Annotated in this window: 10 protein-coding genes; 8 read left to right on the forward strand and 2 right to left on the reverse strand. The window is 61.1% G+C overall.

Going from position 1 to position 14,613, the window contains the following annotated elements:
• Positions 1-2 precede the first annotated feature (2 nt).
• From HY962_11740 to HY962_11750, 3 genes are all read left to right on the forward strand, one after another.
• Positions 3-3,752 (forward strand): proprotein convertase P-domain-containing protein, encoded by a 3,750-nt coding sequence (locus tag HY962_11740; GenBank protein ID MBI5647594.1) that lies wholly within the window; start codon positions 3-5, stop codon positions 3,750-3,752.
• Positions 3,753-3,962: 210 nt separating this feature from the next.
• Positions 3,963-5,177 carry a T9SS type A sorting domain-containing protein gene (locus HY962_11745; protein MBI5647595.1) on the forward strand — a complete coding sequence of 405 codons (1,215 nt, stop codon included), beginning with the start codon at positions 3,963-3,965 and terminating at the stop codon, positions 5,175-5,177.
• A 27-nt stretch (positions 5,178-5,204) separates the two neighbouring features.
• The gene (locus HY962_11750; GenBank protein ID MBI5647596.1) at positions 5,205-7,070 is read left to right on the forward strand and encodes a glycosyltransferase family 39 protein; all 1,866 of its coding nucleotides are present in this window, start codon (positions 5,205-5,207) and stop codon (positions 7,068-7,070) included.
• A gap of 3 nt (positions 7,071-7,073) precedes the next feature.
• On the opposite strand, the gene HY962_11755 is transcribed toward HY962_11750, so the two are convergent.
• A complete protein-coding gene (locus HY962_11755) occupies positions 7,074-7,613 on the reverse strand; it encodes a CBS domain-containing protein (protein MBI5647597.1) in 540 nt (179 codons plus the stop codon).
• Positions 7,614-7,956: 343 nt separating this feature from the next.
• Between HY962_11755 and HY962_11760 the strand changes: the two genes are divergently transcribed.
• The 5 genes from HY962_11760 (at position 7,957) to secG (ending at position 13,099) form a co-directional block, all read left to right on the forward strand.
• Positions 7,957-10,026, forward strand: a complete 2,070-nt coding sequence (locus HY962_11760) for a tungsten formylmethanofuran dehydrogenase (protein ID MBI5647598.1) — start codon at positions 7,957-7,959, stop codon at positions 10,024-10,026.
• A 32-nt stretch (positions 10,027-10,058) separates the two neighbouring features.
• The gene (locus HY962_11765; protein MBI5647599.1) at positions 10,059-11,375 is read left to right on the forward strand and encodes a 2-oxo acid dehydrogenase subunit E2; all 1,317 of its coding nucleotides are present in this window, start codon (positions 10,059-10,061) and stop codon (positions 11,373-11,375) included.
• 55 nt (positions 11,376-11,430) lie between these two features.
• A complete protein-coding gene (locus HY962_11770; protein MBI5647600.1) occupies positions 11,431-11,739 on the forward strand; it encodes a hypothetical protein in 309 nt (102 codons plus the stop codon).
• A gap of 24 nt (positions 11,740-11,763) precedes the next feature.
• The gene (gene lipA / locus HY962_11775) at positions 11,764-12,633 is read left to right on the forward strand and encodes a lipoyl synthase (GenBank protein MBI5647601.1); all 870 of its coding nucleotides are present in this window, start codon (positions 11,764-11,766) and stop codon (positions 12,631-12,633) included.
• A 67-nt stretch (positions 12,634-12,700) separates the two neighbouring features.
• On the forward strand, positions 12,701-13,099 hold the full coding sequence (gene secG / locus HY962_11780; GenBank protein ID MBI5647602.1) for a preprotein translocase subunit SecG: 399 nt from the start codon (positions 12,701-12,703) through the stop codon (positions 13,097-13,099).
• A gap of 210 nt (positions 13,100-13,309) precedes the next feature.
• Here the strand turns inward: secG and HY962_11785 are convergent, their stop codons facing one another.
• Positions 13,310-14,497 carry a HAMP domain-containing histidine kinase gene (locus HY962_11785; protein MBI5647603.1) on the reverse strand — a complete coding sequence of 396 codons (1,188 nt, stop codon included), beginning with the start codon at positions 14,495-14,497 and terminating at the stop codon, positions 13,310-13,312.
• Between the last annotated feature and the right edge of the window lie 116 nt (positions 14,498-14,613).

Below are 14,613 nucleotides of genomic sequence, written 5' to 3' on the forward strand. Positions count from 1 at the left end.
TTATGAGGAAGTTGACTCTTCTTTCTGCTCTCCTCCTTGTGGGAGTGCTGCTGACGACGACGACGTCGTGGGCGCAGTCCTACAAGTTCAAGAGCACTCCGCATGCCGCGATCACGAGTTCGCAGACGGTAGTAGACCAGATCTACGTCCCGACGAACACCAAGGTCACGAACGTGCGCGTCGGCATTTATGCGAAGACCCATTGGTACAGCAGCCTTCGCATCGTGCTCACATCGCCCACGGGCTATCAGGTCGTGCTCAAGAGTGAGACCGCCTACGGCACGAACTACAACGGTTCACTCGGAAGCGAGCGTTCTTACGCACTCTTCCAGGATGGCGGGGCCACAAACATCACCAACAGCCCCGTGTCGCAGCCCAACGATCGTCCGATCGCGCCGGCCACGATGCTCGCGAGCCTGAACGGCAAGCCGTCGCAGGGTTGGTGGACGTTGCAGGTCATAGATATCCGCAACAGCACGGTGCCCGCGCAGAACGGCTTCCTTGAGGGCTGGTACCTCGTGTTCAACTCCGTGCTGAAAGAGCCGGAAATCGTGCTCTGGGAACAGATCAAGACGGGTTCGCAGCTTGTCGGCCAGCTCAACGGCGTGATCCAGACCGTGCCGAACGAAACACCGTCCAGCGCAGCCAACCCGATGTGCGGCGCGGGTGCAAACCCGAACGTCGTGCCCGGCCTCAATGGCGAAGCATATCCGTTCATCATTTCGAATCTCGGTTACCCCGGTCTTCTGATCGGCCAGCCGGTTCCGGGCTACAGCACGGGCGGCCGCTTCAAGATCACCGTCAACATCGCGACAAACGTTCCGCCTCCGGGCAACCCGTCGCCCGCACTTACGGGTGACATTGCCGTGTACTTCGGCCGCAGCGCATCCTACACCGCGCCGCTTGCGAGCCCGCCCTCGCCGCCGAATACGGCAGGTATCTCCGCGCAGTGGCCGACTGGTCCCGCGACAACGACGAACACGCTGCTCGGCGGCAACCCGATTCAGGGTGGCGTGCGCCTCACGGCGTGTAACAGCGAGCAGGCCACCCCGTGGGGCCTCTCCGGTGGTGACATGGGCGGTTATATCGACTGCGCCTTTGACGATCTCGCCCTCTCCTCGATCGAGACCGCGGAAACCTGCGGCTTCGGCGACGGTGTGTGTGGTCTGTACAAGCCGGAAACGCCGCTCACCGCTCTGAACGGCAATCCCGTCGAGGGCCTGTATTACGTGACCGTGTACGACACCTACGGTGATCGTCCGTTCAACGCCTACGGCCACGTCCGTGTTATCTCCATCCTCGTCCAGTATCTCGCCGGCGGCGGCGAGGTTGCGAATCCGAACATGCACGAAGGTATTGCCGGTCCGCTTCTTGGTGTACCGATACCTGGTGCCATCACCGGTTCGCCGCTCGGCTATCTGCCGGACGTCATCTCGACGATTCCGCCCTACTCGATCCACGCGAAGGATCAGGATCCCATGCTCCTCTTCTGGGGCGTTCAGAAAATGGGTCCCCGCAGCACGATCGGTTGGGAGAATGTCGAAGCCCGCAATGGTACAAACCGCACAGCCCTCGTGGGCGACGGTCCCTATGCCTATCCGGGTTCGCTTGATGCCAATCCCGCCAAGGCAGGCCTGACGGTGAATGCTGATCTCGCCATGCTTCCGATTGGTTCCTACTATCTGCGTTCGATCCTCTCGCAGCAGCGCGCGGACGACGACAATACCGACAACGTGTTCGAGACGATGGCTCCGGTGCAGGTCACCAACACCACACTCTCGTATATTGGCGACCGAGTCAACCAGTGGAACGGTTACAATGCCGGCTCGCAGTCTGGTCTGTTCGCTTCCTTCCCGCTGCAGGCCAACACCGCCAACGGTTCCGGCTTTGGCATCACGTTTACAGTGACCAAGAACCCCGTCACAACAGTGACGAGCCTTGATTACAAGCTCGATCGTGGTCTGGGCCAGGCGTTGTCGATCACATGGCGTACGCCGCTCCGTATCTCGGTGTGGCGCTGCTCCAATGGCTACACTGGTGGACCCGTCGGTCCGCCGGTTGCAAAGTCGCCGACCATCAATGCCGACGAGTGGATGCCGGGCAACTGGCGCACCTTCCCGCTCTATGCGTGTGACGCGCAGGGCAACATCACGACGAATCCCACTGTGAATCTTGCACCCGGCACGTACGCCGTCATGCTCGATAACATGGGTACAGCCAATGCACTCATCTACCCGTACACCTGGGGTATGCTGCCGTTCCTGAACGACCGTTACTGGGACTTCAAGTTCAACGAGAATTTCGGTCCTCTCGGTCCCTTCTCCACACTCGGCACCCGCTTCATGTACACGTACACCTCGAGCGGCACTGCCGCCCCGAGCGCGGGTGTTTCCGCTCTCAGCGCAACAGACACCTGGGGCAACTGGACACTTCCGATGCGCCTCAACATGACGACCCTCAACGACTTTGCGATTGACTATCTCAGCATCAACGGCACGAAGGGCACCGAGTCGGTGTCCATCACCAACGCGCCGTTTGCGCTGAACACGATTGTCACCGCAAACTCGACACAGGGCGGCGCAACGAAGGACTTCAACGCACGCGTCCAGATCTACGATCAGGGCAACAATCGTGTGTATATCAGCGACATCAACTACGGTCCGCAGGGCAATCCCGCATATCCCGGCGTCAACGGCTATCAGTCGGTCTCCGTCCCGATGGCGCAGTGGACTCCCGCAAACGGCGGTCTGTACAAGGTCGTTGCCGACTTCTCACGCAAGCCGAGCGACCAGAACGCGGTGAATGACACGCACGAGTTCATGCTGTATGTGAGCAACACGCGCGCCATCCTCGCCACCGGCAGCACCGCATCGACCTCCGACATCAATTCCGCCGTCTCCGCTCTGCGCGAGAAGGGTGTGAACGTCGAAGTCATGAACGCCTCCGACAGCCGCATCGCGACCGCGAAGAACACGGACATCTACCTCGTCGGCAACGTGTCCGACAAGGCCGTGATCTCGCAGTCCATCGAGAACGGCAACAACGTTGCGTTTGTGTACAACCGCAAGGACAACTTCGGCAAGCTGCTTCAGGTTGTCGACAACGTGTACAGCATCGAGCGTCCGGGCGCCAACTACGACAAGATGACCCTGTTCCCCGACATGAAGGAATTCCAGGCGACCAAGTCGTCGGCTCCGGCCTCCGTGCCGACCTTCACATCGAAGGAAGAACTCGCGTCGTACATTAAGGCGAATCGCCCCGGCATCGAGCCGGTCGAGAGCAGCCCTGCTCGCGAAATTGACGCTGCCACACTTGAGACGATGGTTCCTGTCGAAACTGTCACACCGTACGGCGAGATCCAGTCGGTCGATGTGGAAGTCGGTTCCACCGGCATTCTCTACACCGTTCCGCAGAACCGCAAGGCGGGTCGCAGCACTGTCGATCAGACCGTGCCGGCCGGCTTCGCGCTCGACCAGAACTATCCGAACCCGTTCAATCCTTCGACCTCCATCAGCTACTCGCTGCCGCAGAGCAGCTTCGTGACACTGCGCGTGCTTGACATGCTCGGTCGCGAAGTCATGACCCTCGTCAGCGATGCGCAGGAAGCCGGTCGCTACAACATCTCCTGGAAGGGTATGAACAACGTCGGTGAACTCGTTGCCAGCGGTCAGTACATCTGCCGCATCGACGCGACCCCGCTTCAGGGCGGCGCGGCGTTCAGCAGCCAGATCAAGATGACGCTGTCGAAGTAATCCCGGGGGATTCCCCCGGCGCTTTACAGCGCCTGAGTCACGGCGGGCGCTCCGAGAAATCGGAGCGTCCGCTCTTTTTTTTATGACGCGGTCTTTGCAGCCGTTGTACCGCACTGCTCCACGACGTCCTCCACCAAACATTTGATGGTGTGTCCGGGCTTTGTATCTTTTCCTTTCATGCATTCCCACCCAGACATTCCGAACGCCGCAATGAAAAAGATCCTCCTCGGTGTCTTTGCGCTCTCACTCATCGCATCCAGCTCAGTCCTGGCGCAGGTTCCGTGTGACCCACTGATGTACTTCAACTCCGGCGGTCAGGACCTCGTCCACACGATGAACCTCCCGACTGTGTGGTGGGGCGTGAAGATGACTCCCGAGCCCTATCTGGCCACGGTCGATTCGGCCTATATCTGTTTCGGTATCGAGAAGAACACGGCCATCACGATCTATGACTCGCTCGAGGTGCGCATTCTGCTGGATACACTGCCGCGCATCGATGTGCTCGACTATTACAAATCGGCCATACCCGCCGGATTTGGAGGAAGCATCCCCGACAATTATTGGGTGGTGGAACTCGATTTCGATCAGACCATGGCTCAGATCCCCGTGGGAAGAAATTTCTGGCTGACATGGCGGCTCAAGGGACCTTCCGGCGATGTGGGCCGCACGATCATGAAACTCGATGCGATAAACAAAGAACGTTCGATCGTACTGAATAACAATGGGTCGTACCAGACGGTCACGCAGTACTTGACCACGGCATCCTTCCGCGATTCCGTGGACTTGTGGGCCGAGGCGCACGTCTGCTACATCAACGGAAAACCGGTGGAGCTTGTCTCATTTACCGCGGCATACAGGGACGGAGCCGGTGTGCTTTCGTGGCGCACGGAAACCGAGACGAATAATTACGGCTTCGAAATAGAGCGGCTCGCGGAGCGTTCGGAGAACGGGGCTTTTTCGCTGTGGCAGAAAATCGGTTTTGTGCCCGGCGCGGGAAGCTCCGCTCATCCACGGACCTACGAGTTTGTTGATGACAATCCTCGTCTCGTGATGAACGGCCAGGGCGTTGTGCGGTATCGTCTCCGCCAGGTCGACATCGACGGAACCACCACAGCCTCACCGGTGGCTGAACTCCGCATCCCCTTCGCGACGGATGGCCTTGTGCTGGAGCAGAACTATCCGAATCCCTTTACAAGGGCCGCGGGATTTACATCCATCCGATTCACGACGCAGGAAACCCGCGTTCTGACACTCGCCCTGTTTGACGCAATGGGACGGCACGTGCGCACTCTCGCCGAGGACGCGTTCCCGGCCGGCACAAACGACATGCGCATCGATGCGGCAGGGCTCACGGCGGGAGTGTACTTTCTGGTGCTCAGTGATGGCGATGTGCGCGTCGCGCGCAGAATTTCGCTGCTCGATTAAACGCGCTCCGCGCGGTCCGGATGTGATATGAGTGCAGCCCGCGAAGCGCGGTCGAAGTCCGCGCGGCGTGTCTCGGCGCGCGATGACAGGCGCGTTTCCACGGCCGCCGCGCAGTGGTATGCTGTGGCGACGGCGGCGCTGGGTTTGCGCCTGTTCTTTCTGTACCAATTTGCGGATACACCGTTTTACACGGAACACGTATCAGACTCGAAGATCTACCTGGCGCTTGCCGAAGCGATCCGCAACGGAGCGCTGCCGGCGAAGGCCTGGTTCATGTCGCCCCTGTATCCCTATCTCCTTGCCCTCCTCGGCGGTGCGGGAGATCCGAACCTTCTGGCGCGGCTCGTGCAGTGTCTGCTGGGCGCCGCGACTGCTGTCATGACGGGGATGATCGCTGCGAGGTTGTGGAATACACGTGCCGGGCTTGCCGCGGGACTGCTTGTCGCCGTGTCGCCCGAATTGTTGTTCTACGACACCATGCTGCTCACCGAGTCGCTGCTCGCCTTTTCTCTCACCGCACATCTGGCCGTGCTGCTGCGGCTCGAAAAATACGGCCGGCCACGGGACGCGGTTGTGTCGGGCCTTGCTCTCGGCGTTGCGCTGGTGACACGTTTCTCGTTGATCCTGTATCCGGTACTGCTGGCCGCGGTGTACATGCGCGGACGTACCCGCGGCACTGCTCCGGCATTGCGTCTGCAGGGCCTGCTCGCGGCCTCCGCGCTGCTTGTCATAATACCGTTCACGATACGCAACGCGCTTGTCGAGGGTGTGTTTGTGCCCGTCACAAGCGCGGGTGGATACAACTTCCATGCAGGGAACAACGGGTCCGCCCAGGGCTGGTACAATGTGCCTGAAGGGGTCGATATTGCGAAGGATCCGAACGGCGAACTCGAGGCCGAACGCGCCCTCGGCCGCGCCCTCACATCCTCCGAAACCTCGTCGTATTGGTTCTCGGTTGCGGGCCGCTGGATATCGGATAATCCGGTCCGATTTATGGGGCTGCTCGGCCGCAAGGTTTTGCTGTTTTTCCATCCGGCGGATATAGAGCAGACCGGTCTCAGCATGGGCTTCATCCGGCGCGAGTACGGTACGCTTCTCGATCTGCCATTGCCGCCGTTCCTCGTGCTTCTCGGTTTTGCCATCACGGGCTATGTTTTCGTTCTGCGGGCACGTCGGGGGGCGGTGGTTCCGCCCGTTCTTTTTGCGGCATTTGTTCTCTCGACCGCTCTGTTCTTCATCGCGGGCCGCTTCCGTGTTCCGCTGATCCCGGTTCTTGCGGTGTACGGCGGCATCGCGGCGCAGGAGGCGCTGTGCGCGGTACGCGAGAAACGTTTCATGCCGCTCATGCAAAGCGCAGGAATCGGGCTGGGCACCGTCCTGCTCCTTGTTGTGGCGCAGCCGTCTTTCACCGAAGTGTACGAGAGAGAATACCAGACACTCGGCGACATGGCATTCCGCAACCGCGAGTACACGAAGGCCGAGCTGTTGTTCACACGTTCGCTGGCCGAACGTCCGACACCCGACGTGTACGTGAACCGCGGCAATGCGCTCGCGGCGACGGGGCGGATCGCCGAAGCTCTGCCGATGTACGACAGCGCGCTCGCGCTGCGGCCGCGGCACACACTCGCGCTTTTTAACCGCGGGAACGCCCTGATGCAGGCCGAACGGCCCGAGCAGGCCTATCAGGCATGGTTCGAAGCGGCGCGCAGTGATCCGAATTTCGGACCCGCGCATCGGAATATGGGAATACTCCTGCTCCGGGCGGGCCGTGCCGCGGAGGCCGCCGCGGCGCTCGAACGCGCGGCCTCGCACGAGCAGGATGCTGCCGTGCGGGAGACGATACTGCGCGATGCCGCCACGGCGAGAGCCCTGGCACAGGCGCCGCGCAAGTAGCCGTTACTCGAGCGAGCCGTCTGCCCCGGGAATTTCCGTGTCGGGACTCATCGCCTGATGCGGCGGAAGGTTCAGCACCTCGTCGGCGAAGTGCTGCACGAAGTACGCGACGATGTCCTTCACCGACACCACGCCGACCGGTTCGAAATTCCTGTTCACGACGGGAATGTGGCGGTAGCCGCCCAGATCCATGAAGTTCATCGCGTACGCGATCGTATCGTCCTCGTAGAGGGACTGCGGATTGACGGTCATCACTTCCGTGAGCGGTGTCGTTTTCAGATCGAAGGAGACACCGAGGATCTTTTTCAGCACATCACGTTCGGTGAAAATACCGAGCAGCTTCCCCCTGCTCGTGACAAGCACACAGCCGATGCGTTTCGTCTGCATCAGAAATATTGCCTGACTGATCGGCGTGTCTATTGCGCACGTGATGGCCGGCTTCATGATGGTCTTCAACGAGCGCCGCAACACGGTCGCGTCGATGGCGGGAATCTGGTGTTCCGACGATGCTCCATCGAGCGGCGATTGCAACTGATCGGTCATACCTGCCTCGGACTGTGAAACGATTGCGGATGATGCGCTGAGCTCAGCGATAGAGAGTCTACAAAAGTACGGAGCGGAAATGTGTAATCCAATGACGGTGCCTCGTTCTTTGCAGATCAAGACAAAAACAGCTACTTTTCGGGGTAATACCCGGTTGAAACCTGCCGCGCGGATCAGCACAGGCATGCGGACGTGTACACGGAAGTCGCGCATACCGATCCGTGCGGACGGCGGGATTGGGGCTTGATCACAGCACCAAGTCCCTGTGCGGAACCACGCCCGGCACATTCCCGTTTTACCTGTAGAAACACACATTCATGACTGCACCCGGAGCATCGACCGAATGAGCACACCCGCATCGCCGCAATCCGACGTCTCGATCAGCGCGGGCATTCAGCCCCTGCAGATTCCCGAGGATATTCCGTTCTCGGCCGAGGATCTGCGCGAAGTGCTGCGCCTGATGATGGTTGCGCGGCGGCTGGATCAGAAGATGCTGACCCTGCTCAAGCAGGGGAAGAGCTTTTTCCATATCGGCGGATCGGGGCATGAAGCCGCGCAGCTTGCCGCGGCCCGCGCGCTGACAGTAGGGAAAGACTGGGGATATCCGTATTACCGCGACCTCTCGTTTATGCTGGGCATGGGCATGACGGCGGAAATGGTGCTCGACAACTTTCTTGCCCGCGCCTGCGACGTCAACTCGGGCGGGCGGCAGATGCCCCAGCACTACGGCATGCGCAGCGCGCGCATCGTGTCACAATCCTCGCCCACGGGTACGCAGTACCTCCACTCCGTCGGCACCGCGCTCGGTGCAAGACTCGACGGCCTCGACGAGGTTGTGTACGTCTCTTCGGGGGAAGGCACCACCAGCCAGGGCGATTTTCACGAGGCGCTGAACTGGGCGAGCCGCGAAAAACTGCCCGTGATATTCTGCGTGCAGGACAACAAGTACGCGATCTCCGTGCACCTCTCGCAGCAGACGGGCGGCAGCGTGTACGACATGGTCAACGGCTATGTCAACCTCGACCGCATCGAGGTCGACGGCACAAACTTCTTCGAAACCTATCAGGCCTTCCGCAAGGCCGTTGCGCGCGCGCGACGTGGTGACGGTCCGACGGTGGTTGTCACCGATGTTGTGCGCCTGCTCGCGCATTCCTCGTCCGACGACCAGACCAAATACCGCAGCAAACAGGAATTGGAACTCGACCGGCTCCGCGACCCGATAGTGCGCCTGCGCGAGGCGCTCGTGCACGCGGGCATGCTCACACACGAGGAGGCCGACGCGATGCAGGCCACGGTGGCGCGCGACATCGACGAGACCGCCGATCGTGTCGAGGCCAAGGAGCTGCCGGAGCCGTCCACCGCCACGCACTACCTGTTCTCGCCGGATCCGCCCGCGCTCGCGTATGAAAACTCGAAACCCGCGGGGAATAAAACAGTGCTCGTGGATGCGATCAATCATGCGCTGCACGAGGAAATGGAGTTGAACGACCGCATCGTGGTGTTCGGTCAGGATGTCGAGGACGGCAAGGGCGGCGTGTTCACCGCCACGAAGGGCCTGTCGACGCGATTCGGACGCAGGCGTTGCTTCAACTCGCCGCTGGCCGAGTCCAGCATAGTCGGAACTTCGGTGGGCCTTGCAGTGCGCGGTTTCAAGCCCGTGGTCGAAATCCAATTCGGCGACTACATCTGGACGGCGATGATGCACATCCGCAACGAAGTTGCCACGATGCGTTATCGTTCGAACAACGACTGGAGCGCCCCCGTTGTCCTGCGTGTACCCGTGGGCGGGTACATACACGGCGCGCTTTACCACAGCCAGAGCATCGACGCCTATTTCGCGCATATCCCCGGCCTGCACATTGTGTACCCGTCCAACGCGGCCGACGCCAAGGGCCTGCTCAAGACCGCGTGCCGCATCGACGATCCGGTGCTGTTTCTCGAGCACAAGGGCATATATCGACAGGGCCACGCTGCCGCTCTCGAACCCGATGCCGATTACCTGATCCCCTTCGGAAAAGCGTCCGTCAGGCGCGAGGGCCGCGACGTGACCGTCGTGTGCTGGGGAGCGCTCGTGAGCAAGGCGTTGGAAGCGGCGCGCGTACTCGACAAGGAGGGGATCTCGCTCGAGGTCATCGACATCCGCACACTGCTGCCGCTCGATATGGACACCATACTCGCGTCGCTCCGGAAAACGGGCAAGTTGTTCATTGCGCACGAGGACAATCTCACGAACGGTTTCGGCGCCGAGATCGCCGCGCGTGCAGCGGCCCGCGCTTTCGAATTCCTCGACGCGCCCATCCGGCGTGTCGGCGCGGTGGACTGTCACGTGCCGTACTCCTGGACGCTCGAGAGCGAGATATTGCCGCAGGACCGCGACGTCATCAACGCGGCGCGTGAACTGGCACATTACTGAACCGCACATACGAATCACGAAGGAATACATGCATGAGAGTTGACGTGCTGATGCCCAAGATGGGCGAGAGCATCACAGAGGGTCGCATTCTGAAATGGGTGAAGAAACCCGGCGATGCTGTGGACAAGGATGAATCGATTCTGGAAATCGCGACCGACAAGGTCGATACCGAGGTACCGTCGCCCGCTTCGGGCATCCTGGTGGAAATGTTCGCCTCGGAAGGTGAAACCCGCGACGTGGGCGCCGTGCTCGCAGTGATCGAAACCGACGCCGCCGCGGCAGTTGTGGTCGAGTCGGTCTCCGCCGCTCCCGCATCCGCTGCATCGTCCGCCGCCCCCGTGGAGACAGCGGCGCCGCAGCCCGCATCCGCCCCCGCACCCGTTGTATCGACATCCGAGGCGCCCGCCGTAAAGAGCGAGAAGGGCGCGCGCTTCTACTCGCCTGTTGTCATGCGTATCGCGGCCGAGAACAATCTCGATTCGGCGGAGCTCGAGTCGATACACGGCAGCGGCGCCGGCGGCCGCGTGACCAAGTCCGACATACTTGCGTGGCTCGAGCAGCGCGGCAGCGCGCCCGCGGCGGGTCTGTCTCCGTCTCCGGCCGCATCCGCCCCGCAGCCGCGCCCCGCGCCGGTTCCGGGCAGCGGCGTTGAGGTGCTGCCCATGAGCAACATGCAGCGTCTCATGGCCGAACACATGGTGGAGAGCAAGCGTATTTCCCCGCACGTGGCACTCGCGGTGGACGTCGACATGACGGCCGTGGTGCGCTTCCGCGATGCAAACGCCGCCGCGTTCAAACAGCGCGAAGGGATTTCACTCACCTTCATGCCGTTTGTCGCGGAGGCCGCCATTCAGGCGCTCAAGGAACATCCGCTCGTGAACGCGTCGGTCGATGGCGCATCGATTCTGATCAAACGATTCGTGAATCTCGGCATCGCCGTGGCTCTCGACGACGGCGGACTCATCGTGCCCGTGGTCAAACATGCGGATGCGTTAAACACTGTCGGACTGGCTCGTTCCATCGCCGACGTCGCCTCGCGTGCGCGGAAAAAACGCCTGCAGCCGGAGGAGATACAGGACGGCACATTCACGATCACCAACTTTGGCGTCTTCGGATCCACTTGGGGTATTCCCATCATCAACCAGCCCCAGGTTGCGATTCTCGGAGTCGGCACCATGCAGAAGAAACCCGTCGTGCTCGAACGCGACGGAGAGGATGTGATTGCGGTGCGGTCGATGATGACTCTCACGCTGTCGTTCGATCATCGCATCGTCGACGGCGCGCTGGGGGGCAAGTATCTCGAGAGCCTGAAACGGATTCTCGAGTCCTTCGAACCCGCCGCTATCTGAGAGTGCCCGGGTGCCGGCGAGCCTGCGGAGAACACTAAAAATCAGCATCGGGATCGTGACGGTCCCGGTGCTGATAGTCGGGTCGCTGATTCTCTACGACGGGCTTCAGCACTATATCGACGACGACCTCCCCGCCGACACCGGTGGCGCCTTCGCCACCACACTGCTGGGTCTCACAATCGTATCATTTCCACTCACCACGTTTTTTGGATACAAGACAAGCAAGAGTTTACAGCGGCAGCGGTCGCAGTACGATCAGCCCGACGTTCCACTCAAATTCGTCTCGCTGATCATCGTCACCTCGATGCTTGTCTTTGTCACATTTCTCTGCTTGACGCTCTACATCGTCACGATCACCTCGTGACGTGCGGGCGGCGGAAAGGCCTGCATGGACATCCCCTCTGACTCACCCGCGCGCACGCCGCGGCCCTCGTGGCTCAAGGTGCGCGTGCCTCTCGGCACCTCCTACAGCGAACTGCGTCATATCATCGACGGACAGCGCTTGAACACCGTCTGCGAGGACGCACGCTGCCCAAACATGGCCGAGTGCTGGAATCACGGCACCGCCACCTTCATGATACTTGGTGACGTGTGCACACGGAGCTGCGGTTTTTGTGCCGTAAAAACCGGACGTCCTCCCTCGTTGGATCTCGACGAACCGCGCCGCGTGGCGGAGGCCGTCGTGGCGATGCGGCTGCGCTATGCCGTAGTCACCTCCGTCAACCGCGACGAACTTCCCGACGGCGGCGCATCCGTGTTCGCGGCGACCATCCGTGCGATACGCGACCGCCTGCCCGCCTGCCGTGTCGAGGTTCTCATACCCGATTTTCAAGGCGATACCGCCGCCGTGGATGCCGTGCTCGACGCGGATCCCGACGTGCTCAACCACAACGTCGAAACCGTGCCGCGGCTGTACAGATCGGTGCGTCCGCAGGCGAAATTCGACCGCAGTCTCGCCGTCCTTCGCCGCGCCCACGCGCGCGGCATCACGGCAAAGACCGGCTTCATGCTCGGCCTCGGTGAGACGCGCGACGAGGTGCGGTCGCTGCTTGCCGCCGTGCGCGACGCGGGCGTCGATATCGTGACGATTGGGCAGTATCTGCAGCCGAGCAAGGAACACCTGCCGGTGGACCGCTACGTGCCGCCCGACGAATTCGCCGCATGGCGGGAGGAAGGGTTGACGCTGGGATTTTCGCATGTGGAATCCGGGCCGCTCGTGCGTTCGAGTTATCACGCGGCGGAACAGGTCCTGCCCTGAGCACGGGCATTTTGCAGTTATTTCCCGGGCTCGTATATTAGAAAGATTCGACTACGAGGAGTATTCAATGTACACGATCATCATTCTTGTCATTCTCATCATCAGCGCTCTGATGACGGTTGTGATTCTGATGCAGAGCAGCAAAGGTCAGGGTCTTTCCGGCGCCTTCGGCGGAGCCGGCGGTGTCGGCACCATGCTCGGCGTGCGCCGCGCGGCCGATGTGCTCTCGAACGCAACGTGGATTCTCGCGGCCGCGTTTGTGGTTCTCATCTTCGCGGTGAACATGTTTTTCCTCCCGACGCAGGGATCGCAGGATTCCATCTTCATCGAGCAGGTGCCGATGAATGCCGCGCAGCGCCAGATGCAGCAGCCCGCGCCGCAGCAGCAGCAGGCGGCCCCGCAGCAGCAGCCCGCGCCGCAGCAGCCCCCGCAGCCCAACCCGCAGCCCGCGCCCGCAGGCAACTAATTTTCGCGCAGTTCGCGCGACGCGCGCCCGGAATAGACGAGACACGCTTCACCCGTGTCACGCCTGTTCCGGGCGCGGTCTCGTTCTCGTGCCGCCCTCTACGCCTCAACGTATGGGATAAACCTCGGGGCGTGATACGCCGGGTATGGGATAACCTCGCGGCGAGGTTCGCCGGTCGCGTTGTGTGCGCCGCCACAACGGCCGTGTTGTTTAAGCGGCGGGGAGTTTGATGCGGAACGTGGTTCCGCGCCCGGGATCACTGGCCAGCACAAAGAGACGGCCCTTGTGATAATTCTCGACGATGCGGCGGGCGAGACTGAGACCGAGTCCCCATCCGCGTTTTTTTGTGCTGTAGCCGGGTCTGAAAATATCCTTGCGCCGGCGCTTCTCGATGCCCTTGCCTGTGTCCGCGACATCGATGACAGCCGTGCGTCCACTGCGGCCCACGGTGAATGTGATGCGTCCGCTCGAGCTTTCTATCGCGTCGAGCGCATTCTTGATCAGGTTCTCGAACACCCACTCGATGAGTTCCGCATTGCAGCGCACGAGCACGGGCTCCGCTTGCCGCACGGTGAACTCCACCGTTTTCCCCAGGCGCGGGATGCGTTTTTTGTAGTACTCGACCGACTTGCGCACCGTGTCGCCGATGTCCTGCTCGTGCAGCTCCGGCTGCGATCCGATCTTGGAAAAACGGAGCGCGATGCGTTCGAGCCGCTGCACGTCGTTCTCCATTTCGTCCACAAGCGCCAGTGCGGGCGGCGGCATTGCCTGCTGTTCGCGCAGCAGCGCGATCCAACCCATGATGCTCGACAGCGGCGTGCCGAGCTGATGCGCGGTTTCCTTCGACATCCCCACCCAGATGTTGGCCTGCTCGCTGCGCTTGATATAACTGAAGCTGATGTAGCCGATGAAGATGAACAACGTGGCGACAGCGATTTCAATGTACGGCAGGGCGCGCAACTGTTTGACCGTGTCGGATTCGTCGTAATAGACGTACTGTGTGACGATGGTGTCCTGATACAGCAGCGCCAGCGGGGGATTGTGCGCGGCCATCGCGTCGCGCTCCTTCTCGAGGAAACGGATCACCTCGTCGGGTGAGAGCGTCGAATCGATTGTGATGTTCTTCGACCCTGAAGGGCGCCTGTCGGGAGCGGCGATGATGATCGGGAAATCGATTTTGTTGATGATCTCTTCCGTGATCAGCGTGAGATCCGCATTCGAGGCGCTTTCGCTGCCGATGTATTCGAGCGCCTTGACGTACAGATCCGCGTACCTGTGCTCGCGTTCCTGCAGCTTGCGGACAATCGTCTGCGTGTGCAGCAGCAGCGCAACAACGATGCCCAGCGCGAGTACAACAAGAACGATTTTGAGATTGGCGGAGACGGGACTGCGTGACATGTGATCTCTTGCAGGACTCGTGCTGGTACTATGGGGATAATCGTGGGCGAGATAACGACACAGTGCGGAAAATACGGAATCGCGCGGCCTGCGGGCTACAGAAAAATCGATGCGTG

The sequence above is a fragment of the Ignavibacteriota bacterium genome, from assembly GCA_016218045.1.
In the GTDB taxonomy this organism is placed as follows: domain Bacteria; phylum Bacteroidota; class Ignavibacteria; order SZUA-365; family SZUA-365; genus JACRFB01.